This window comes from Lysinibacillus antri, assembly GCF_003977595.1.
In the GTDB taxonomy this organism is placed as follows: Bacteria; Bacillota; Bacilli; order Bacillales_A; family Planococcaceae; genus Ureibacillus; species Ureibacillus antri.
Map to the genome: position 1 here is coordinate 35,914 of NZ_RYYR01000025.1, position 21,472 is coordinate 57,385.

Genomic DNA, 21,472 nt, shown 5'->3' on the forward strand with positions numbered 1-21,472 from the left:
TTCTTTCATTTGAAAAGTATTAGCGCTCTTAAATTACAGTAAATGCTTAAGACTCCAAGGCGCCGTGAAAGCACATAGTTGGATTTTGCTAACACGTTTACTTTCTAATCTATTAAAAAGAAAAATAGAGCGCCAGTAACTTTGGCGCTCATTACTTATAGCTCTTGTTCAAGCTGAAGAATTTCTAATATACGCTCTAAATCATCTTCTGAGTAGAATTCAATTTCAATTTTACCTTTGTTTTTTGACTTTCTAATTTGAACATTTGTACCAAAATATTCTCTAAGCTGTGTTTCCGTAGCTTGTACAAATACGTCTTTTTTCACTATTTTTTCTGTTTCACGTGAAACTTCTTCGTTTAATTGTTTAATTAATGCTTCTAATTGACGAACATTTAACCCTTGATTAATTACTTTATTCGCTACTTCTGGAATTCTTCTCTTATTTTTCAAACCAAGAAGTGTTCTACCATGTCCCATAGAGAGTGTACCATTGTTTACTAATTCACGAATCTCTTGGGGTAATTGTAATAACCGCATATGATTTGTTATGTGCGGTCGACTTTTCCCTAATCTTTTCGCTAATTCTTCTTGTGTGAAGTTTAATTTTTCAATTAGACTATGATATGCCTCAGCTTCCTCAATTGGTGTTAAATCTTCACGTTGTAGGTTTTCTAAAATCGCTAGCTCCATCATTTGTTCTTCCGTCATCTCTCGAACAATAGCTGGAATCTCTTCTAAGTTAGCTAATTTTGCTGCTCTAAATCTTCTCTCACCCACAACAATTTCATACTTCTTACCTTTTTTTCGAACAACTATTGGTTGAATAATACCATGTTCATTAATGGATTGTGCTAATTCTGCAATGGTTTCATCATCAAAGGTTTTACGTGGTTGAAATGGATTAACAACTAATTTTTGCAATGAAATCTTTTCAATTGCATCCTCAGTATGCACTGTTTCTAAGTGATCTAATGTTTCAGTTGGAAATAACGCACCGATTCCTTTACCTAACCCTCTAGCCATTTTTTATCACTTCCCTTGCTAACTCTAGATACACTTCTGCCCCTCTAGATTTTGAATCATACATAATAATTGGTTCCCCGTGGCTAGGTGCCTCACTTAATCGTACGTTTCGCGGGATAATCGTTTTATAAACTTTATCTTGGAAGTACTTTTTAACTTCTTCTATTACTTGAATTCCAAGATTTGTCCGCGCATCAAGCATTGTTAATAATACACCGTCAATGTAAAGATGTTGATTTAAATGCTTTTGAACAAGACGGACAGTAGATAAGAGTTGGCTTAATCCTTCAAGGGCGTAATACTCACACTGCACTGGAATAAGCACTGCATCAGAAGCTGTCAAAGCATTAATTGTTAATAATCCTAAAGAAGGTGGGCAATCAATAATTATATAGTCATATAATTCCTTTACATCTTGTAGAGCATGCTTTAAGCGTACTTCTCGAGAAATGGTAGAGACCAGTTCAATTTCAGCACCTGCTAATGAGATCGTTGCCGGTACTACAAATAAATTCTCCACTTTGGTTTGTTGAATAGTATTTTTTACATCTTCGTCATCAATCAGCACATCGTAAATGCAGGTAGAGATTTCACCTTTATTTATCCCAACCCCACTTGTTGCATTCCCCTGTGGATCAATATCAATTAGAAGTACCTTTTTACCAAAATTAGCTAGGCAAGCGCTCAAATTTACAGACGTTGTAGTTTTTCCCACACCACCTTTTTGATTTGTGATTGCAATAATTCTCCCCAACTGCGTGCACCTGCTTTCATCTACAGTTTCTTCATATGAGTAATCTTAATCTTTCTTGCACTTTATATACATTTTCCATTTTAACAAAATTAAAGCCTAGTTGTATTGTAATCTATTTTGTAAATTAATAGAAAAAAAGGCTCCTGTTAGAAACTTAAGGAACCATAAAATGCTTATGCTTTTTTCTTTGGGATTCTCACCGTAATTTGATAGTAATCATCTGTATCTTCTTCTTCTGTTTTTACGTTTATTCCGCTTTTTGTAACCATCGAAAGCGATTGCTTAATTGTATTTAAGGCAATACGAATATCTTTACTAATTGCCTTACGTTTAGGTTTTTCTTTCTTTTCTTCTTTTGGCTTTGTCAATTGTTGAATAAATTCTTCTAATTGACGGACATTCCAATCATTTTCTTTAATCAATGCTACTAAATTATTTTGAGTTGCTTCATCTTTAATCGAAATTAGAGCACGTGCATGACGTTCAGTTATTTCTCTTCTTAATATTGCCTCTTGCACAGTTTGAGGTAACTTTAATAAACGTAGCTTATTTGCTACCGTAGATTGACCTTTTCCTAATCGTTGAGCAAGCGCTTCTTGAGTAAGTGAATGAAGTTCTAACAATTGTTGATAAGCTAAGGCTTCTTCAATTGCTGTTAACTCTTCCCGTTGAAGATTTTCAATTAATGCAATAGAAGCCGTTTCCTTATCATTTAAGTTACGAACGATTGCAGGTACTTCAGTCCAATCTAATTTTTTCATCGCTCGGTAACGACGCTCACCTGCAATAATCTCATAGTGATCATCTTCAAACTTCCGAACAACGATTGGTTGAATCACACCATGCGTATGAATCGTTCTTGATAACTCTTCAATTTTGTCTTCATCAAACACTGTACGTGGTTGGAACCGATTTGGAATAATTTTATCAATTGGAATTTTCACTACTTCTTCAGCTGGTTTGTTTTTTACTACATGCACTACTTCTTCTACTTCACTTTTCACTTCAGAAACAGTTTTGTCACCGCCTCCAAAGAAACGTGAAAAAGGACTTTTCATTCGATAGGCACCACCTTTTAGAAACTATCTTGCTCTTACTCTAACTTTCACTGCAACTTCAAATATTATTTATTATAAACTATAAATTATATAAAAGTTTGATAGAAATAAAATCTATTAAATGAAAACGTAAATATAAATATTTATGCTGCGAGACTTCAAATTATATCTATAAAAAGTGAAACTTCGATAAATTTTCAAATATTGTTCCATGTGAAACAAGGTTTAGAATTTTATTAATTATTTTTTATCTTACTAGATAATCTCGCAAATGAAAATAAAAGAAAGAACACCTGCCATACGATTAAACTGTTAGCAGGCTTTTTCTTTATTGTATAGGTGTTTTATTAGGAACTCCTGGTTTACGAGGATATTTTTTTGGTGTTTGTTTTATTTTATCAAACACATAAATTGTACGTTCACTTTCTTCCACTGGCAATAGGTATGAAAATTCCTCTTTTAAAGAAGCTCCTAACGTACCAATGGCTTTTTTCGCATCCTTTAACTCTTCAGGACCTGCAGCTGCTTTTAATGCAACAAAGTATCCATTTTGTTTAGCCAATGGAACGCATAACTCTGATAAAACGGATAGTCGGGCAACTGCACGGGCAGTTACAACATCATATTGCTCACGGTATTTTGGATTTTGACCAAATTCCTCAGCGCGCGAATGGACAAACTTAACATTTTCTAATTTCAACTCTTCACTTAAATGATTTAAAAATGTAATCCGCTTATTTAATGAATCAACAATTGTCACATGCAAATGAGGGAAGCATATTTTAATCGGTAAACTTGGGAAACCAGCACCGGCACCTACATCGCAAACGGATGTTATCTTTGTAAAATCAAAATAAAAACTTGCAGAAATGGAATCATAGAAATGTTTTAAGTAGACGCCTTCTAAATCTGTAATGGCTGTTAAATTCATTTTTTCATTCCACTCAACTAAAAGTTCAAAATACCTTTTAAACTGTGCAATTTGGTTCTCATTTAGTTCAATACCCTTAAGTTTCAATGCTTCAATAAATTGTTGTTCGTTCATCTCGGATCTCCTTTTAATTAGAAAAGTGAAGGGTGCTAGCGCATGTAGCTAGACACTGTTCAAAATTTTTTTACTTTCTGATTTAACTAAAAAGGAACGAGCGCCTAAAGTTGACGCTCGAACACTATTTATTATTCATTACCAACTCGGGCAATTTTCCCTTGTTCGATATACACAAGTAAAATGGAAATATCAGCTGGATTTACACCTGAAATTCGGGATGCTTGTGCAATCGACAATGGACGCACTTCTTTTAACTTTTCACGTGCTTCTGTAGCAATACTTGAAATATCATCATAATCGATATTATCCGGTATTTTTTTATCTTCTAACTTATGAAGTTTTTCTACTTGTAGTAATGCCTTTTGAATGTAACCTTCGTATTTCAATTGAATTTCGATTTGTTCTTTTACTTCATCACTTAATTCGATCTCAGATGGCGATAAAGAAGCAACTAATTCATAATTCATCTCAGGACGTTTTAATAAATCGGCACCACGGATACCGTCTTTTAATTCTGTTCCACCAACTGAACGAATAACGGCTTGTGTTGTTTCATTTGGTTTAATGATTACTTCACGAAGGCGTGCAATTTCATTTTCAATTTGTTCTTTTTTCTCATTGAATTTTGCAAATCGCTCATCAGAAATCATTCCAAGTTTATAACCTATTTCCGTTAAACGTAAATCCGCGTTGTCATGGCGAAGTAATAAGCGATATTCCGCTCTTGAAGTTAGTAAACGATAAGGTTCATTTGTTCCTTTTGTCACTAAATCATCAATTAATACACCGATGTAAGCTTCCGAACGTTTCAGAATTACTTCTTCTTTGCCTAAAACTTTTGCAGCTGCATTAATACCTGCCATTAACCCTTGACCTGCAGCTTCTTCATATCCACTTGTACCATTAATTTGTCCAGCCGTGTAAAGATTTTTAATGCGTTTTGTCTCAAGTGTTGGCCATAACTGAGTTGGAACGACCGAATCATATTCAATCGCATAGCCCGCGCGCATCATCTCAGCATTCTCTAGTCCAGGAATGGATTTGAGCATATCACGTTGGATGTTTTCCGGTAAGCTTGTTGATAAACCTTGTACATATACTTCCTCTGTATCACGGCCTTCAGGTTCAAGGAATAACTGATGGCGTGGTTTATCATTAAAGCGTACAATTTTTGTTTCAATTGATGGACAATAACGTGGCCCTTCTGCAGTAATTAATCCCGTAAACATTGGTGCTTTATCTAAATTACTATTAATAATTTCATGTGTCTGGCTACTTGTATACGTTAACCAACAAGGGATTTGATCCATGATAAATTCGGTTGTTTCAAAACTAAACGCACGAGGGACATCATCACCCGGTTGAATTTCAGTTTTACTATAATCGATCGTTTTACCATTCACGCGTGGTGGTGTTCCTGTTTTAAAACGGATAATATCAAAGCCTAATTCACGAATATTATCAGCTAATTTAATGGATGGGCGTGTGTTATTCGGTCCGCTTGAATATTTTACATCCCCAATAATAATTTCACCGCGTAAATACGTACCCGTTGTGATAATGACCGTTTCACCACGATAAATTCCACCTGTTTGCGTAATTACGCCGCGCACTGTATCGTTTTCTATAATTAACTCTTCAACCATTGCCTGATTAATTGTTAAGTTTTCTTCCTCTTCTAAAAGGCGTTTCGCTTCACGTTGGTAAAGGACTTTATCTGCTTGCGCACGTAAAGCACGTACTGCAGGACCCTTCCCTGTATTTAACATACGCATTTGAATATGTGTTTTATCGATTACTCTTCCCATCACACCACCCAAAGCGTCAATTTCACGTACGACAATTCCTTTTGCAGGTCCGCCAATTGACGGATTACATGGCATAAAGGCAATCATATCTAAACTAATTGTTAACATGAGTGTTTTTGCACCCATTTTAGCAGCTGCGTATGCTGCTTCTACACCTGCATGACCTGCGCCAATGACAATGACATCATAATGGCCAGCTTCATATGTTGTTGTCATGCTTTATCTTCCTCTCTATATTAAAAAATAAAAATACTCTCAGGGTTAGCACATCGAAATATTCTAATCCCCCTATTTTATATAGGGCTTAACTAATAATAAGTGAAAATCGCCTTCTTTTACACTTAAAATTAGATAAGTCGTATGTTTATCACGGTAATTGATATTTTTAGGATTTTATTTTCCTAAACAGAATTGCGAGAATAACTGATTAATTAAACTTTCCTGTACAGTATCCCCAACAATTTCACCTAATAGTTCCCACGTTTTGGTTACATCGATTTGAATCATATCGACCGGCACTCCTGAATTGGCTGCATTGATTGCATCTTCAATTGTCTCTTTTGCTTGGTGAAGTAACGCAATATGACGAGCGTTTGAAACATAGGTTAAATCACTCGCTTCAATTTGTCCTTCAAAGAATGTTTTCGCAATGGCTTCCTCAAGCTCAATAACGCCTTCTTCTTGTAGTAGTGAAGTTGTTACTACTGCGCGGCCATTCGCTAAATGACTTACTTTATCTAAATCAATTTTACGCGGTAAATCAGTCTTATTTACAACAACAATAAAGTCCATATTTTGAATGGTTTCAAATAAACGTTCATCTTCTTCAGAAAGATTTTCTGCGGAGTTCAGCACAAGTAAAATTAAATCGGCTTCTTTTAAAACTTGACGAGATCTTTCTACCCCTATACGTTCAACGATATCTTCTGTTTCACGGATTCCTGCCGTATCTACTAAACGTAATGGTACACCGCGCACATTAACATACTCTTCTATAATATCACGAGTTGTCCCTGCAATATCAGTAACGATTGCCTTATTCTCGTGAACTAAACTATTTAATAAAGACGACTTTCCTACATTTGGTCGACCTAATATAACAGTTGAAAGACCTTCACGTAATATTTTCCCTTGTGATGACGTTTGTAAAAGTTTCGCTACTTCATCTCGTACCCAAGAACATTTTTCTAATAATACTGGAATTGTCATTTCTTCTACATCATCATACTCAGGATAATCTATATTAACTTCCACGTGCGCTAACGTCTCAATAAGAGCTCCACGCAATTGTTCAATAAGTCTTGAAAGTTTCCCTTCCATTTGACCAAGTGCGACATTCATTGCACGGTCTGTTTTTGCACGAATTAAATCCATTACTGCCTCCGCTTGGGATAAATCAATTCGTCCATTTAAAAAGGCACGTTTCGTAAATTCCCCAGGTTCAGCTAGTCTTGCACCGTTTTTCAGTACCAACTGTAACACGCGATTTACTGAAACAATTCCACCATGACAATTGATTTCGACAACATCTTCTCGTGTAAAGGTTTTGGGTGCTCGCATTAAGGCTAGCATAACCTCTTCAACTACTTCCTCAGTTTTCGGGTCAACTAAGTGTCCGTAATGTATGGTATGTGATTTTTCATCGCTCAAGCGTTTCCCATTTGGTGATTTGAAAATTTGATCTGCTATTTTTACTGCTTCATCCCCACTTAAACGAACGATGGCAATAGCTCCTTCGCCCATTGGAGTGGAAATGGCTGCAATCGTATCGTACTCCATGAATGAATCCTCCTACTAAGTGAAACTACCTTTTTGCATACTTTATCAACAACTGCAAAACCTGCAGTCAATATTAAACTTATCCACATGTGAATAACTACAACGAACATTGTTTACTAACAACTTAGGGTAACATATTTTATTAAAATACGAAAGTAAAGCAATTTCCCACATGTGGATAAAAGAAAAGTTATAGGTGCTCGCCCAGCTCCGTCTTTATGTGTACTCGGTTTTATTTTGTGGAAAATTTTCATTTTTTTACTCTTATAGCTCTTAAAAAAACGCAAAAAAGGAGCCGTCCAAAAGTGATTTTGGACGGCTCCTTTGCGACGAGGATAGTGACAATTTATTGTTACTACCGCAGGAGCACAGCTTTTTAGCGATATTTTATTATTAGAAACGTAGATGTCCAGAAAGTGCAGTGCTTTCTGGACATCCCCTTCATCATTTGTCTGTATTCTGTTTTTATTTTACTGATTCAATTACGATATAACGATTTGGTTCTGTTCCTTCAGAGTAAGTTTCAATATCAATGCGATTTGCTAGTGCATTATGAATAATTTTTCGCTCATATGAAGGCATCGGTTCTAATGGAACTTTTCTTCCGGTACGAATCGCTCGATCTGCCATGCGTTCAGCTAATTGTTCTAATGCCACTTGACGACGTTCACGATAATCTTCCACATCTAACTTAACTAGTAGGAAAGACTTTGCACTTTTATTAACGATTAACTGTGTTAATTGTTGTAGTGCGTTCAATGTTGAACCACGTTTACCAATTAATAGAGCTGCTTTCTCACTCTCTAACTTTAGTAATACGTTTTTTCCCTCTACTTTAGAGTAAATTGTTAAGTCTTCAATGCCCATATCCTTCGCAATGCTTATAACATAATCCTTTGCAACCTCTACAGGGCTTACTTTTGGTAACTCATCTTCGTGAATTTCTTCTTGTTGTTCTGCATCAAGTTCAATAAGTTCCTCTTTTACCTCTTCTACTTCTAGTTGTACTTTAACAAGGTCTTCTTCTACTGCAATTTCCGGTACTAGTTGTTCTTCTTGTTGTGTTTCTTTTACAGTTACACGAACTTCAGCAGCACGTGCACCAAAACCTAAAAATCCTTTTTTCGCCTCTTGTAAAACTTCAACTTCAACTTGATCACGAGTTACCCCGAGATTTTGTAACGCTAATGAGATCGCTTCTTCTTTGCTCGCGCCTAATTGCGTAATCTGTTTCACTTTTTCGCTCCTCCAGTTGTCGCAGGTTCTGTTTTCTTTTTATTAAAAGGTTTATAAATCACAAGGTTTTGAATAACTGAGATAATATTTCCGACTACCCAATATAATGATAATGCAGCTGGTAACACTATACCAAATCCAATAATCATTACTGGCATGATATACATCATGACTTTCATCTGCGGATTATCAACTGCAGGTCCAGTCATTAACACTCCAAATTGGATTAAACCAGCCAATACAGCTAGTACAATACTAGGTTCAGCTAATGGGAAAATTAAAAACGTTCCTAGATCAAATGCTGGGGTTGCATTCATACGGCTAATTGCGTGATAGAAGCCTATTAAAATTGGCATTTGGATAAAAATTGGTAAACAACCTGCCATTGGATTTACACCAGAAGATTGCATTAACGCCATCATTTCTTGTTGATACTTTTGTTGTGTGACAGCATCTTTAGAAGCATATTTCTGTTGTAATTCTTTCATTTTAGGCTGGATTTCTTGCATCTTTTTCGAACTTTTTACTTGTTTAATAGTAAATGGAAGGATTACTAAACGAATAATAATCGTTACAATAATAATCCCTAAAGCGTATGAGCCTAGTATTTCAGCAAAGTACTTGATAAACGATACTAATGGCCAAACGATAAATTCATTCCAAAAGCCTTCACTTTTAGATGAGATTGGCTGATCGAATTCTGTACATCCAGAAAGCAGTAAAGCTACTGAAACTAGAGACAGAACAATCCAAAATCTTTTCTTCAACCTTCTTCCTCCTAGAGCACTATTCAATTTCATTGATGCTATTTTAACATGGGTAACGCTTTCACTCTACTAATTGTTTTGATTTCATATATTTTAATTGGCAATAATCCACTTATTCAGAAAATTCAGATATAGGAAGTAAAAAGTGCTCATAACAACGTCAAATTTTTATTTCTTCCTCAGTACTTTCGCTATTTTTAGTACGTGTTCTAAGCTCTTTTTTGTTTCATGAAAGTCTAAAGTGGCCGCCGGATGTCTGGCGATAATAACATAATCCATATCTAATCGTATTTCATCTTTCAATTCTAAAAATACTTGTCTTATATATCGCTTAATTTGAACTCTCGTTACTGCTTTTCCAATCTTCTTCCCCACTGATAACCCTACTCGAAACTCAGATTGATCCTCTTTTGGTAAGCAATACACTACAAATTGCCGATTAGCAAAGGACTTTCCTTTTTTAAATACTTTTTGAAAGTCTTCATTCTTTTTTACTCTTTGGCGCTTTTTCATACTTCACCCGCTCCATATTCCATCGGTACTTCTTTTATTCTAACCTAAAATAAAGAAAAAAAAGACCACTGAAGAAGCTCAGTGGACTTATGCTGATAATACTTTTCTTCCTTTACGACGACGAGCTGCTAAAACTTTACGACCGTTTTTTGTGCTCATACGTGCGCGGAATCCATGTACTTTACTATGTTTACGTTTTTTTGGTTGATATGTGCGTTTCATTATATATACACCTCCAGATGAAAGTTGATTATCTATCTAACATACAGACCATAACATTATATAGTCAAAAGAAATAGCTTGTCAATTAATAATTTAAAGCACATTTTTTCACATTCCATTTTACAGCGCACATTTTAATTCCTTTTCACTAACTTGATCAACACACCTGTTCCATAGCTTCCTTATCTATCTATTACATTAAAAATATCCACATAATTTTTCACTAAATGAAAAAATCATTGTGGATAATTTTTTTTAATATTTTTTTATCCACAGTAGTTACTGACAGCTTTTTAACAAATACTAAGCCTGTGGACAACTCATTTGTGAGTAAAATATAGCTATGTGGATAAGTTTTGCGAGCTATTGAAATGCCTATCTTTTTCTGTTACTATTATTGTGTTTTCCTTTGTGGAAATGTATCTCGGGAAATATTTTATCCACAGATGTTAATAACCTGTGGACAATTTTAATCACAATCCTTGAATAAAAGTTATCCACATACTGTGATTATGTGTTTTAAAATAATTCTGTTATTCTATATAGATGCATTTTATTTAATTTGAATTGAAAATATACATGAAAAGGAGAAAAAAGCTTGGCACATTTAGAAGAATTATGGAACAATGTCCTGGCTCAAGTAGAACAAAAAATTTCAAAACCAAGCTTTGAAACATGGCTGAAATCAACAAGGCTACTTTCATATAAAGGTTCCAATGTTACTATTGCAGCCCCAAACTCTTTTGCTCGTGATTGGCTTGAAAATCATTACGTTCATCTAATCGCGGGCATTTTATCTGAATTAACAGGAGAAGACTTGTTTATAAAATTTGTTGTTCAAAAGGATCAGGATGATGATAGCGAAGATTTGCCTGTCCCACAGGTGATGCAGGTAAATAATAATGAGCATTCTGAAATATCACCAGGAATGCTCAACCCAAAGTATACATTTGACACGTTTGTCATTGGATCTGGGAATCGATTTGCACATGCAGCCTCACTAGCTGTAGCTGAAGCTCCTGCAAAAGCCTATAATCCCTTTTTCATTTATGGGGGAGTAGGATTAGGAAAAACTCACTTAATGCACGCGATTGGCCATTATGTGCTCGAACATAATCCTAATGCTAAAGTCGTTTATTTATCATCAGAAAAGTTTACAAATGAATTTATTAACTCAATTCGAGATAACAAAGCAGTAGATTTTCGTAACAAATATCGAAATGTCGATGTGCTACTAATCGATGATATTCAATTTTTAGCTGGGAAAGAATCTACGCAAGAGGAATTTTTCCATACGTTTAATACATTGCATACCGAATCAAAACAAATTGTTATATCAAGTGACCGGCCGCCAAAGGAAATTCCTACCCTTGAAGACCGCCTTCGCTCACGTTTTGAATGGGGCTTAATTACTGATATTACACCGCCCGACCTAGAGACGCGTATTGCGATCCTGCGTAAAAAAGCAAAAGCTGACGGACTAGATATACCTAATGAAGTAATGCACTATATTGCGAATCAGATTGATACGAACATTCGAGAGTTAGAAGGCGCACTAATTCGTGTTGTTGCGTTCTCCTCTTTAGCTAATCGAGATATTAATGCAGAACTTGCTGCAGAAGCTTTAAAAGATATTATTCCAAATTCTAAGCCTCGTGCTATCTCAATTTTGGATATTCAGACGGTTGTGGGTGAGCATTATCATATTAAGTTAGAGGATTTCTCTGCAAAACGACGGACAAAATCTATTGCATACCCTCGTCAAGTGGCGATGTATTTATCAAGAGAATTAACGGATTTCTCTTTACCTAAAATAGGGGAAGAATTTGGGGGACGGGATCATACTACCGTCATTCATGCGCATGAAAAAATCTCTAACATGCTTAAAGAAGATCAACAACTACAACAAGATATTAAACAAATTCGTAGTGTTTTAGGTAAATAATCAGTGTGGATAACTCTTTTCTTTTCACACAAACTAATCCACACTTTATCAACATGTGGATAGTTTGATTTTTATAGCGAAAACTATAGTTATCCACAAATCCACAGGACCTATTACTATATCTATTAAAATCTATTAAAAATAATATATTAATAAGTGAGGTATCATAGATGAAATTTGATATTATGAGAGACCGTTTACTAGATGGATTGAATGATGTAATGAAAGCAGTAAGTTCAAAAACAACCATTCCAATTTTGACAGGGATAAAAATTGATGTAACAAACGAGGGACTAACATTAACTGGTAGTGATGCGGATATTACAATTCAAACGTTTATTCCGATTGAAGAAGATGGGAATCAATTAATCAATATTTCTAATACAGGCTCAATTGTGTTACAAGCTCGTATGTTTAATGAAATTGTACGTAAATTACCAACAAATGATGTAGAAATTGAAGTATCAAACGGTTTACAAACGCATATTCGTTCTGGTAAATCAGAATTCCACTTAATTGGATCTGATGCTTCTGAATACCCATTATTACCTGAAGTATCGACAAATCAACAGTTTACAATTGCTGCTGACTTATTAAAGTCTATTATTCGTGAAACTGTATTTGCTGTAGCTACTTCAGAAAGTCGACCTGTTTTAACAGGGGTAAATTGGCAGATTCAAGGGGATGAATTAGTTTGTGTTGCAACGGACAGTCATCGTCTAGCAAGAAGAAAAACAACTCTTGAACAATTACCAACAGATGTAAGCTCAGTTGTTATTCCAGGTAAAAGTTTAAATGAGTTAAATAAAATTCTGGGCGACTCAAGTAACCCAGTAGAAATTGTCATTACAAATCAACAAGTTTTATTTAAAGCAGACAATGTTTTATTCTTCTCACGCTTGCTAGAAGGAAATTACCCAGAAACAACACGTTTAATTCCTGAAGAATTTAAAACAAACTTACAAATTAACGGGAAATCATTATTACAAGCAATCGATCGTGCATCTCTTTTAGCACGTGAAGATCGCAATAATGTTGTTCGCTTTGAAACATTTGATGGTAACATTGTAGAAATCTCATCAAATTCACCTGAAATAGGGAAAGTAGAAGAACAAATTCAGGTTGAATCGTTAGAAGGGGAAAACTTAAAAATTTCATTTAGTGCGAAATACATGATGGAAGCTTTAAAAGCGATTGATGGTCAAGATGTCATCATTCAATTTACAGGTGCTATGAGACCGTTTATTTTACGTTCTGTACACGATGATGCAATTTTACAACTAATTTTACCTGTTCGAACGTACTAAATTTTAATAACATAAAACATATATTTGAAAGATAGTCCGCTGTGGCTATCTTTTTTCTTTTAGGTTTAAGCTTTTCTTGAATTGATATGCCATACCCACTTTCTTTTGGCATTTTCCACGCATTTTAGGTATGATAGAGAGATAGATGTATGTGAATCGGAGGATGAATTTACTTTGGATGAAATTGTAATTGAAACAGAATTTATAACGCTTGGCCAAGTATTAAAAGTCACAGATGCAATAAGTTCTGGCGGTATGGCTAAATGGTTTTTACAAGAACATGATGTATATGTAAATGGCGAAATTGATAATCGTCGGGGACGTAAATTACGTCATGGTGATGTAATTAACATCCCAGGAGTGGGACGATTTGTAATTGCCAATCAGAACGGAGAAAATTAAATGTTCATTGAGCATTTACAACTAAAAAATTACCGTAATTACGAATCACTAGCTTTAGACTTTTCTCCAAAAATCAATGTATTTATCGGAGAAAATGCACAAGGCAAAACAAATGTAATGGAATCTATTTATGTTTTAGCCATGGCAAAATCTCATCGCACAAGTAATGATAAAGAATTGATACGTTGGGAAGCAGACTATGGTAAAATAGAAGGTGTTGTACAAAACCGTTATAGTAGCTTTCCAATGGAATTATCCATTACAAAAAAAGGTAAAAAGGGCAAGGTGAACCACCTAGAGCAAACGAAATTAAGTAATTATATCGGACAAATGAATGTAGTTATGTTTGCGCCAGAGGATTTAAATGTCGTTAAAGGAAGCCCTCAAATAAGGCGCCGTTTTATTGATATGGAAATTGGACAAATATCTGCAACCTATTTACATGAATTACTTACATTTCAAAAGTTATTAAAACAACGTAATCATCTGTTAAAGATCAATCAAGGCAAGCATCAAATAGATGATGTGTTATTTGCTATATATACTGAACAATATATTCATTCTGCTGTCCAAATTATTCGTAAAAGATTTCATTTTGTTGAACTGATACAAGAATGGGCGGAAACAATCCATAGCGGTATAAGTCGTGGGTTGGAGAAACTAGTTATTAAATATCGTCCTCCTTCTGGTCTAGATTCAGACTGGACTGAAGAACAAATGGCTACATATTTGGAACAAAAACTAGCAGAAGTAAAAAAAAGAGAGCTTGAAAGAGGGGTTACATTAGTTGGACCACATCGAGATGATTTGCAATTTATCGTCAATGGCTACGATGTACAAACTTATGGCTCCCAAGGTCAACAAAGAACAACTGCGCTTTCTTTAAAACTTGCTGAGATAGAGTTAATAAAAAAAGAAACAAAAGAAGCGCCTATTTTGCTTTTAGATGATGTGTTGTCAGAATTAGATGATTATCGCCAATCACACTTACTTAACACCATACAAGGTGAAGTGCAAACGTTTGTCACAACAACAAGTGTGGATGGGATTCATCATGAGACAATTCAACATGCAAAAATGTTTCACGTGAAACAGGGTGAAATTGAAAGTAGTTAATATTTATTTACTACAATAATTCCCACTTTTTTTAGGGAAAAATATAAAGGCTACTATATTTGTGAAGGGGTTGAACCTTACTCCTACGTATAATTCTCATAAATAATAAGGGCTGAATGAAATAATTCCAAACGAGTCATAAGAATTTGTGTGTCAATTGTGTATGCAATGACACAAAGATTAAATGATTCGTTGAAATTTTTACATTTTTTGATAAGACTTTTTAATTTTGACACATACTGAAGTTGGAAAGAGTAGGTGAACGTGGTGGCTTTAGAAGAGAAACAAGTTCAACAAGCTTATGATGCTGAACAGATACAAGTTTTAGAAGGGTTAGAAGCCGTTCGTAAGCGTCCCGGGATGTATATTGGTTCAACAAGCTCTAAAGGGCTTCACCATTTAGTTTGGGAAATCGTGGATAACAGTATTGACGAGGCTCTTGCGGGGCATTGTTCGGACATTATTGTTGCCATTGAAAAAGATAATTGGATTCGTGTAGAAGATAATGGTCGAGGCATTCCAGTTAGTATTCAGGAAAAAATGGGTATACCTGCTGTTGAGGTTATCATGACTGTTCTTCATGCTGGAGGTAAATTTGGCGGTGGAGGATATAAAGTATCAGGTGGACTTCATGGTGTAGGGGCATCCGTAGTTAATGCGTTGTCTATTACTACGGAAGTTTATGTAAAACGTGATGGTCATATTCACTCCATTATTTTTGAACGTGGTCAAACAGTACAGCCATTAAAGATTATTGGTGATACGGATGAAACAGGTACAACTACTCGTTTTAAAGCGGATCCAGAAATCTTTAAAGAAACAACAGAGTATGAATATGAAATTTTAGCTACTCGTGTTCGTGAGCTTGCATACTTAAATCGTGGCATCCAAATTACGATTGCAGATGAACGAGGAGAAGAAATCATTTCAAATACATTCCACTTTGAAGGTGGGATTCGTGAATATGTTGAGCATTTAAATAATTCAAAAGAGCCTTTACATGATCCAATTGATATTATGGGTGAAAAAGATGGCATATCTGTTGAAATTGCTATGCAATACAATGACGGATACTCTTCAAATATCTATTCATTTGCCAATAATATTAATACTTATGAAGGTGGAACACATGAGTCGGGCTTTAAAACAGCACTAACTCGTGTAATAAATGACTATGCACGTAAAAGTGGAATATTAAAAGACTCAGATACAAATTTAACAGGTGAAGATGTTCGTGAAGGATTAACTGCTATTGTTTCAGTAAAACATCCAGATCCTCAATTTGAAGGGCAAACAAAAACAAAATTAGGGAACTCAGAAGTAAGTCAAATTACAAACTCCCTTTTCTCTGATGGATTTGAACGCTTCTTGTTAGAAAATCCTGCCATTGCGCGGAAAATTATAGATAAGGGGTTAATGGCAGCACGTGCACGCGTTGCAGCAAAAAAAGCGCGTGAGTTTACTCGCCGTAAATCTGCTTTAGAAGTTTCAAGCTTACCAGGGAAATTAGCAGACTGTACTTCTACAAACCCTTCTGAGTCAGAAATTTACATCGTTGAGGGTGACTCTGCTGGTGGGTCTGCCAAATCTGGTCGTGACCGTTATTTCCAAGCGATTTTGCCATTGCGCGGTAAAATTTTAAACGTCGAAAAGGCAAATTTAAATCGTATTTTATCTAATACTGAAATTCGTGCTATGATTACGGCCTTTGGTACTGGAATTGGAGAAGAATTTGATTTAGAAAAAGCACGATATCACAAAATTGTTATTATGACAGATGCCGATGTTGATGGTGCGCACATTCGTATTTTATTACTTACATTCTTCTTCCGTTTTATGCGTCCACTAATTGAAGCGGGTTATGTATATGCTGCACAGCCACCGCTTTATCAAGTGAAACAAGGGAAACATGTGGAGTATTGTTACTCGGATGAAGAACTACAAGAAATTTTAGGTCGCTTATCACAAAACCCAAAACCAGCCATCCAACGCTATAAAGGGTTGGGTGAGATGAATGCTGAGCAATTATGGGATACAACAATGGATCCAGAGCATCGCACACTTTTACAAGTGGAGTTAGATGATGCAATGAAAGCCGATAAAATTTTCCAAGAGTTAATGGGGGATGAGGTTGAACCTCGCCGTCAATTTATCGAAGAAAATGCAGTATATGTTCAAAATCTAGATATATAAGTTCTTCTTTGAAGGGAGGTAATTAAATGTCTGAAAATCAACATTCTGGTGTAAAAGGAATAAAAATTAGCGAAGAAGTCCAAACATCATTTTTAAACTATGCAATGAGTGTTATTGTTTCCCGTGCATTACCAGATGTACGGGATGGTTTAAAACCAGTACATCGTCGTATTCTATATGGAATGCATGAATTAGGGAACTACTCTGATAAACCATATAAAAAGAGCGCCCGTATTGTTGGGGATGTAATGGGGAAATACCATCCACATGGCGACTCCTCTATCTATGATGCAATGGTACGTATGGCGCAAGATTTTAGTTATCGTTATATGTTAGTTGACGGTCATGGTAACTTTGGCTCTGTAGACGGTGACGGTGCTGCCGCTATGCGTTATACGGAATCACGTATGTCTAAAATTGCAATGGAAATGCTACGTGATATTAACAAAGATACAATTGATTATCAAGATAACTATGACGGATCGGAAAAAGAACCGATCGTGTTACCTAGCCGTTTCCCAAATTTACTTGTAAATGGTGCTTCTGGTATTGCAGTTGGGATGGCAACTAATATCCCGCCGCATCAATTAGGAGAAACAATTGACGCCATTATTGCATTATCAGAAAACGCTGCGATTACGACTGACGAATTAATGGAGATCATTCCTGGTCCAGACTTTCCTACAGGTGGAATTATTCTAGGGCGCAGTGGTATTCGTCGTGCCTATGAAACCGGTCGTGGATCAATCACTGTTCGTGCTAAGGTTGAAATAGAAGTTCAATCAAATGGTAAAGAAACAATCATTGTAAATGAACTACCTTACCAAGTAAATAAAGCAAAATTAATTGAAAAAATTGCAGAATTAGTTCGTGATAAACGAGTTGAGGGGATTACACATTTACGTGACGAATCAGATCGCCGCGGTATGCGAATCGTTATGGAAGTACGTAAAGATGCAAATGCCAATGTTATTTTAAATAATTTATATAAACAAACAGCAATGCAATCTAACTTTGGAGTAAATATGCTTGCTCTAGTAGATGGTCAACCTAGAGTTTTAAGTTTAAAAGAAGTTTTACATTACTACTTAGAGCACCAAAAAGTAGTCATTACTCGTCGTACACAGTTTGAATTACGAAAAGCTGAAGATCGTGCACATATTTTAGAAGGTTTACGTATTGCACTTGACCACATCGATGAAATTATCTCGATAATTCGTTCGTCACGTACAGGTGAAGAGGCAAAACCGACCTTAATGGAGCGCTTTAGCCTAACTGATCGTCAAGCACAAGCAATTTTAGATATGAGACTTGTTCGTTTGAGTGGTCTAGAGCGAGAAAAAATTGAAAATGAATATCAAGAGTTACAAGTGCTAATTGCTGATTTAAAAGCAATTTTAGCTGATGAAGGAAGAATAATAGATATAATTCGGACTGAGTTGCTTGAAATTAAGGATCGATACAATAATAATCGTCGAACACAATTTTCAGCTGGTGGTCTTGAAATGATTGAAGACGAAGATTTAATCCCACGTGAAGATTCAGTTCTTACACTAACACATAACGGATATATTAAGAGACTTGCTGCAAATACTTATCGTAGTCAAAAACGTGGTGGCCGTGGTGTTCAAGGAATGGGTACTCATGAAGATGACTTTGTTGAACATTTATTATTTACTTCTACCCACGATACAATATTATTCTTCACAACAAAAGGAAAAGTATATCGTTCTAAGGGATACGAAATTCCTGAATTTGGAAGGACGGCAAAAGGGTTACCGATTGTTAATCTTTTAAACCTAGATAAATCTGAAAAAGTAACAGCCATGATACGTGTTGATGAATTTAAAGAAGACGCTTATTTCATCTTCACAACAAAAACGGGTATTACAAAGAGAACGCAACTTTCTCAATTCGCTAACATCCGAAACAATGGTTTAATTGCAATTAGCTTACATGAAGAAGATGATTTAATTTCCGTACGTTTAACAGACGGAACAAAAGATGTCATTATTGGTACGCATAATGGAATGTTAATTCGTTTCAAAGAAGATGATATACGTTCGATGGGTCGAACTGCGGCTGGCGTGCGTGGTATCAAATTACGTGATGGCGACTATGTTGTTGGAATGGAAATTATTGAACCAGGTCAAGAAATACTTGTAGTTACTGAAAAAGGTTATGGTAAAAGAACGCCTGAAACAGAATACCGTCTCCAAAGTCGTGGTGGAGTAGGAATTAAAACAATTCATATCACTGATAAAAATGGACCAATGTGTTCAGTGAAAACAGTGGATGGAACAGAAGACTTAATGTTAATTACTGTTAATGGTATGTTAATTCGTATGGATGTAAATGATATTTCAATTGTCGGCCGTAGCACACAAGGTGTACGTCTAATTCGTTTAGGCGAAGATGAAACAGTGGCAACTGTAGCTCGTGTTAAGAAAGAAGAACATGAAGATGAAATAGATGAAGAAGTAGAATTAACAGATAACCAAGAAGAATTAGAAGCGACTGAAGAAGCGACTGAAAACCGTAATAACATCCCAAATACAGATTCAGAAAATAACTAATCATTAAAATCAGAAACTTAGTTTAGACAAAGTTTCTGATTTTTTTCGTAGACAAGCAAATTTAGATACAAAAAATATAGTATAATTTTACATATAGAATAAATGATACAAAAAACAATCTCTTAAAACAAACTAGTTAGAATTGATATAAGGGGGTTTTTGAATTGGAAGCTATCAATGTAACCTTAAATGAACTTCGAATTGGTAAAGTGATTGCGGAAGATATTTATGCAAATTCACCATACCCAATTGTTTTAAAAAATACGAAAGTAACATCCGAGCATTTACACGTACTCAAAGCATTTCATATTTTTAAAATTCCTATTCTTATAGAAAATGATCCTAAGACGAATAAAGGTGGACAAACTGTTGAAGAAACGTCTGAGGTTATACAAATTCAATTACCACCAGTTGTTGATCGATTTGAAAAAAACTATCGTGATGCAGTAGAGGAGTTTAAGAAATTATTTAATGGATGGGGTGGAGGTACGAAAGTAGATATAACGAAAGTTCGTGGCGTTATTTTACCTTTAGTAGAAAAAGTGCTTGAAGACCGAACAATTATCTTTAATTTAAATAGCTATTCTAATGCAAAGGATTATTTATATCATCATTGTATCGCAACAGGTTTAATTAGCGCTGCTATTACACAAAAATTAGGATATGAACGTGGTTATATCCTTCAAATGGCTATTGCTGGAACATTAGCTGATTCCGGTATGTCAAAGGTTCCTCTTCGTATTAGGGAAAAAAAGGAACCTCTAAACGCAATGGAGTTTGAAGAAGTTCGTAAACATCCTACCTATAGCTTTCAAATGATTAAAAGTCTACCTGCTATTAAAGAAGAAATGAAAGAAGCAATTCATCAACATCATGAACGTTTAGATGGAAGCGGTTACCCTGATAAATTTAGAATCGGTCAAGTTTCAAACTATGCGCAAATTATTGCAGTTGCCGATACGTTTCATGCTATGACAAGTGAGCGCCTTTATCGATCAAAAGAGTCGCCATTTAAAGTAATTGAAATGATAAAGGAATCTGAGTTTGGTAAATTTGATATTAAAGTGGTACAAGCACTTATTGATCTTGTTGCTGCCCTACCTATTGGTACAAAAATTGAGTTAACAAATTTAGAACGTGGTGAGGTAATGTTTATTAACAAATTTGCTCCAACGCGTCCATTAATTAAATTGTCGACTACTGGTGAAATAGTAGATTTATCAAAGAATCGTAGTTTTTATATTTCGCGTGTTATTACAAATGAATAAGGGGAGAAAGCGATGTTCTCCCCTGTTTTTCTCATGAAGTTGGAGGTTTATAAAGAAAGAATTCTAGTACGGTTATAAAAAATAGGTATTTTTTTGTTGAGAAGTGTTGACTTAAGTCGAAATCCTTGTTATTATAAGTAAGTCGTTAAGACATATGAAGTTATGAACTTTGAAAACTGAACAACAAAACGTTAATGAAATATAGTTTCTTATTAAGTTAGGAAACAAAATTTGGACATCATAATTGATGCCAGCAAGAAATTTGAGCTAATCAAATTTTCTCTTTTATGGAGAGTTTGATCCTGGCTCAGGACGAACGCTGGCGGCGTGCCTAATACATGCAAGTCGAGCGGACCTTTAGGAGCTTGCTCCTAAAGGTTAGCGGCGGACGGGTGAGTAACACGTGGGCAACCTGCCCTATAGTTGGGGATAACTCCGGGAAACCGGAGCTAATA

General features: G+C 35.4%; 17 protein-coding genes and 1 rRNA gene. 8 read left to right on the plus strand and 10 right to left on the minus strand.

Annotated features, from left to right (window positions below):
* Positions 1-155: 155 nt before the first annotated feature.
* From EK386_RS15290 to rpmH, 10 genes are all read right to left on the minus strand, one after another.
* Positions 156-1,025 (minus strand): ParB/RepB/Spo0J family partition protein, encoded by an 870-nt coding sequence (locus EK386_RS15290; RefSeq protein ID WP_126660054.1) that lies wholly within the window; start codon positions 1,023-1,025, stop codon positions 156-158.
* Positions 1,018-1,779, minus strand: coding sequence for a ParA family protein (locus tag EK386_RS15295; RefSeq protein WP_126660055.1), 762 nt, complete (start codon positions 1,777-1,779; stop codon positions 1,018-1,020). The genes EK386_RS15290 and EK386_RS15295 overlap by 8 nt, the downstream gene beginning before the upstream one ends.
* A gap of 173 nt (positions 1,780-1,952) precedes the next feature.
* Positions 1,953-2,837, minus strand: coding sequence for a nucleoid occlusion protein (gene noc / locus EK386_RS15300; protein WP_126660056.1), 885 nt, complete (start codon positions 2,835-2,837; stop codon positions 1,953-1,955).
* A gap of 328 nt (positions 2,838-3,165) precedes the next feature.
* Positions 3,166-3,882: a 16S rRNA (guanine(527)-N(7))-methyltransferase RsmG gene (gene rsmG, locus EK386_RS15305; RefSeq protein ID WP_126660057.1), complete on the minus strand. Its 717-nt coding sequence runs from the start codon at positions 3,880-3,882 to the stop codon at positions 3,166-3,168.
* A gap of 131 nt (positions 3,883-4,013) precedes the next feature.
* Positions 4,014-5,909: a tRNA uridine-5-carboxymethylaminomethyl(34) synthesis enzyme MnmG gene (gene mnmG / locus EK386_RS15310; RefSeq protein ID WP_126660058.1), complete on the minus strand. Its 1,896-nt coding sequence runs from the start codon at positions 5,907-5,909 to the stop codon at positions 4,014-4,016.
* A 177-nt stretch (positions 5,910-6,086) separates the two neighbouring features.
* Complete coding sequence (gene mnmE / locus EK386_RS15315; RefSeq protein WP_126660059.1) at positions 6,087-7,472, minus strand: tRNA uridine-5-carboxymethylaminomethyl(34) synthesis GTPase MnmE; 1,386 nt, start codon at positions 7,470-7,472, stop codon at positions 6,087-6,089.
* Between the two features lie 465 nt (positions 7,473-7,937).
* Entirely contained in the window at positions 7,938-8,708 is a 771-nt protein-coding gene (gene jag / locus EK386_RS15320) for an RNA-binding cell elongation regulator Jag/EloR (protein WP_126660060.1), read from the minus strand.
* A complete protein-coding gene (yidC, locus tag EK386_RS15325; RefSeq protein WP_126660061.1) occupies positions 8,705-9,475 on the minus strand; it encodes a membrane protein insertase YidC in 771 nt (256 codons plus the stop codon). Before yidC ends, jag begins: the two co-directional genes overlap by 4 nt.
* Positions 9,476-9,643: 168 nt before the next feature.
* A complete protein-coding gene (gene rnpA, locus EK386_RS15330; protein ID WP_126660062.1) occupies positions 9,644-9,988 on the minus strand; it encodes a ribonuclease P protein component in 345 nt (114 codons plus the stop codon).
* 87 nt (positions 9,989-10,075) lie between these two features.
* Positions 10,076-10,210, minus strand: coding sequence for a 50S ribosomal protein L34 (gene rpmH, locus EK386_RS15335; protein WP_004233310.1), 135 nt, complete (start codon positions 10,208-10,210; stop codon positions 10,076-10,078).
* Between the two features lie 598 nt (positions 10,211-10,808).
* Here rpmH and dnaA point away from each other — a divergent pair.
* From dnaA to EK386_RS15375, 8 genes are all read left to right on the plus strand, one after another.
* A complete protein-coding gene (dnaA, locus tag EK386_RS15340; protein WP_126660063.1) occupies positions 10,809-12,155 on the plus strand; it encodes a chromosomal replication initiator protein DnaA in 1,347 nt (448 codons plus the stop codon).
* Positions 12,156-12,325: 170 nt separating this feature from the next.
* Entirely contained in the window at positions 12,326-13,462 is a 1,137-nt protein-coding gene (gene dnaN / locus EK386_RS15345; RefSeq protein ID WP_126660064.1) for a DNA polymerase III subunit beta, read from the plus strand.
* Positions 13,463-13,636: 174 nt separating this feature from the next.
* The gene (yaaA, locus tag EK386_RS15350; protein WP_126660065.1) at positions 13,637-13,864 is read left to right on the plus strand and encodes a S4 domain-containing protein YaaA; all 228 of its coding nucleotides are present in this window, start codon (positions 13,637-13,639) and stop codon (positions 13,862-13,864) included.
* Positions 13,865-14,980: a DNA replication/repair protein RecF gene (recF, locus tag EK386_RS15355; RefSeq protein ID WP_126660066.1), complete on the plus strand. Its 1,116-nt coding sequence runs from the start codon at positions 13,865-13,867 to the stop codon at positions 14,978-14,980. It abuts the gene before it with no gap.
* A 258-nt stretch (positions 14,981-15,238) separates the two neighbouring features.
* Entirely contained in the window at positions 15,239-17,173 is a 1,935-nt protein-coding gene (gene gyrB, locus EK386_RS15360) for a DNA topoisomerase (ATP-hydrolyzing) subunit B (RefSeq protein ID WP_439331241.1), read from the plus strand.
* A gap of 26 nt (positions 17,174-17,199) precedes the next feature.
* Positions 17,200-19,749 carry a DNA gyrase subunit A gene (gyrA, locus tag EK386_RS15365; RefSeq protein WP_126660067.1) on the plus strand — a complete coding sequence of 850 codons (2,550 nt, stop codon included), beginning with the start codon at positions 17,200-17,202 and terminating at the stop codon, positions 19,747-19,749.
* Positions 19,750-19,913: 164 nt separating this feature from the next.
* Positions 19,914-21,017 carry an HD-GYP domain-containing protein gene (locus EK386_RS15370; protein ID WP_126660068.1) on the plus strand — a complete coding sequence of 368 codons (1,104 nt, stop codon included), beginning with the start codon at positions 19,914-19,916 and terminating at the stop codon, positions 21,015-21,017.
* Positions 21,018-21,301: 284 nt separating this feature from the next.
* Positions 21,302-21,472, plus strand: a 16S ribosomal RNA gene (locus EK386_RS15375); the annotation flags it as partial.

Excerpts from the sequence above, each read along its gene's own strand:
- EK386_RS15290 (WP_126660054.1), bottom strand. The coding sequence starts at position 1,025 with ATGGCTAGAGGGTTAGGTAAAGGAATCGGTGCGTTATTTCCAACTGAA.
- noc (WP_126660056.1), bottom strand. The coding sequence starts at position 2,837 with ATGAAAAGTCCTTTTTCACGTTTCTTTGGAGGCGGTGACAAAACTGTT.
- rsmG (WP_126660057.1), bottom strand. The coding sequence starts at position 3,882 with ATGAACGAACAACAATTTATTGAAGCATTGAAACTTAAGGGTATTGAA.
- mnmG (WP_126660058.1), bottom strand. The coding sequence starts at position 5,909 with ATGACAACAACATATGAAGCTGGCCATTATGATGTCATTGTCATTGGC.
- mnmE (WP_126660059.1), bottom strand. The coding sequence starts at position 7,472 with ATGGAGTACGATACGATTGCAGCCATTTCCACTCCAATGGGCGAAGGA.
- rnpA (WP_126660062.1), bottom strand. The coding sequence starts at position 9,988 with ATGAAAAAGCGCCAAAGAGTAAAAAAGAATGAAGACTTTCAAAAAGTA.
- rpmH (WP_004233310.1), bottom strand. The coding sequence starts at position 10,210 with ATGAAACGCACATATCAACCAAAAAAACGTAAACATAGTAAAGTACAT.
- dnaN (WP_126660064.1), top strand. The coding sequence starts at position 12,326 with ATGAAATTTGATATTATGAGAGACCGTTTACTAGATGGATTGAATGAT.
- recF (WP_126660066.1), top strand. The coding sequence starts at position 13,865 with ATGTTCATTGAGCATTTACAACTAAAAAATTACCGTAATTACGAATCA.
- gyrA (WP_126660067.1), top strand. The coding sequence starts at position 17,200 with ATGTCTGAAAATCAACATTCTGGTGTAAAAGGAATAAAAATTAGCGAA.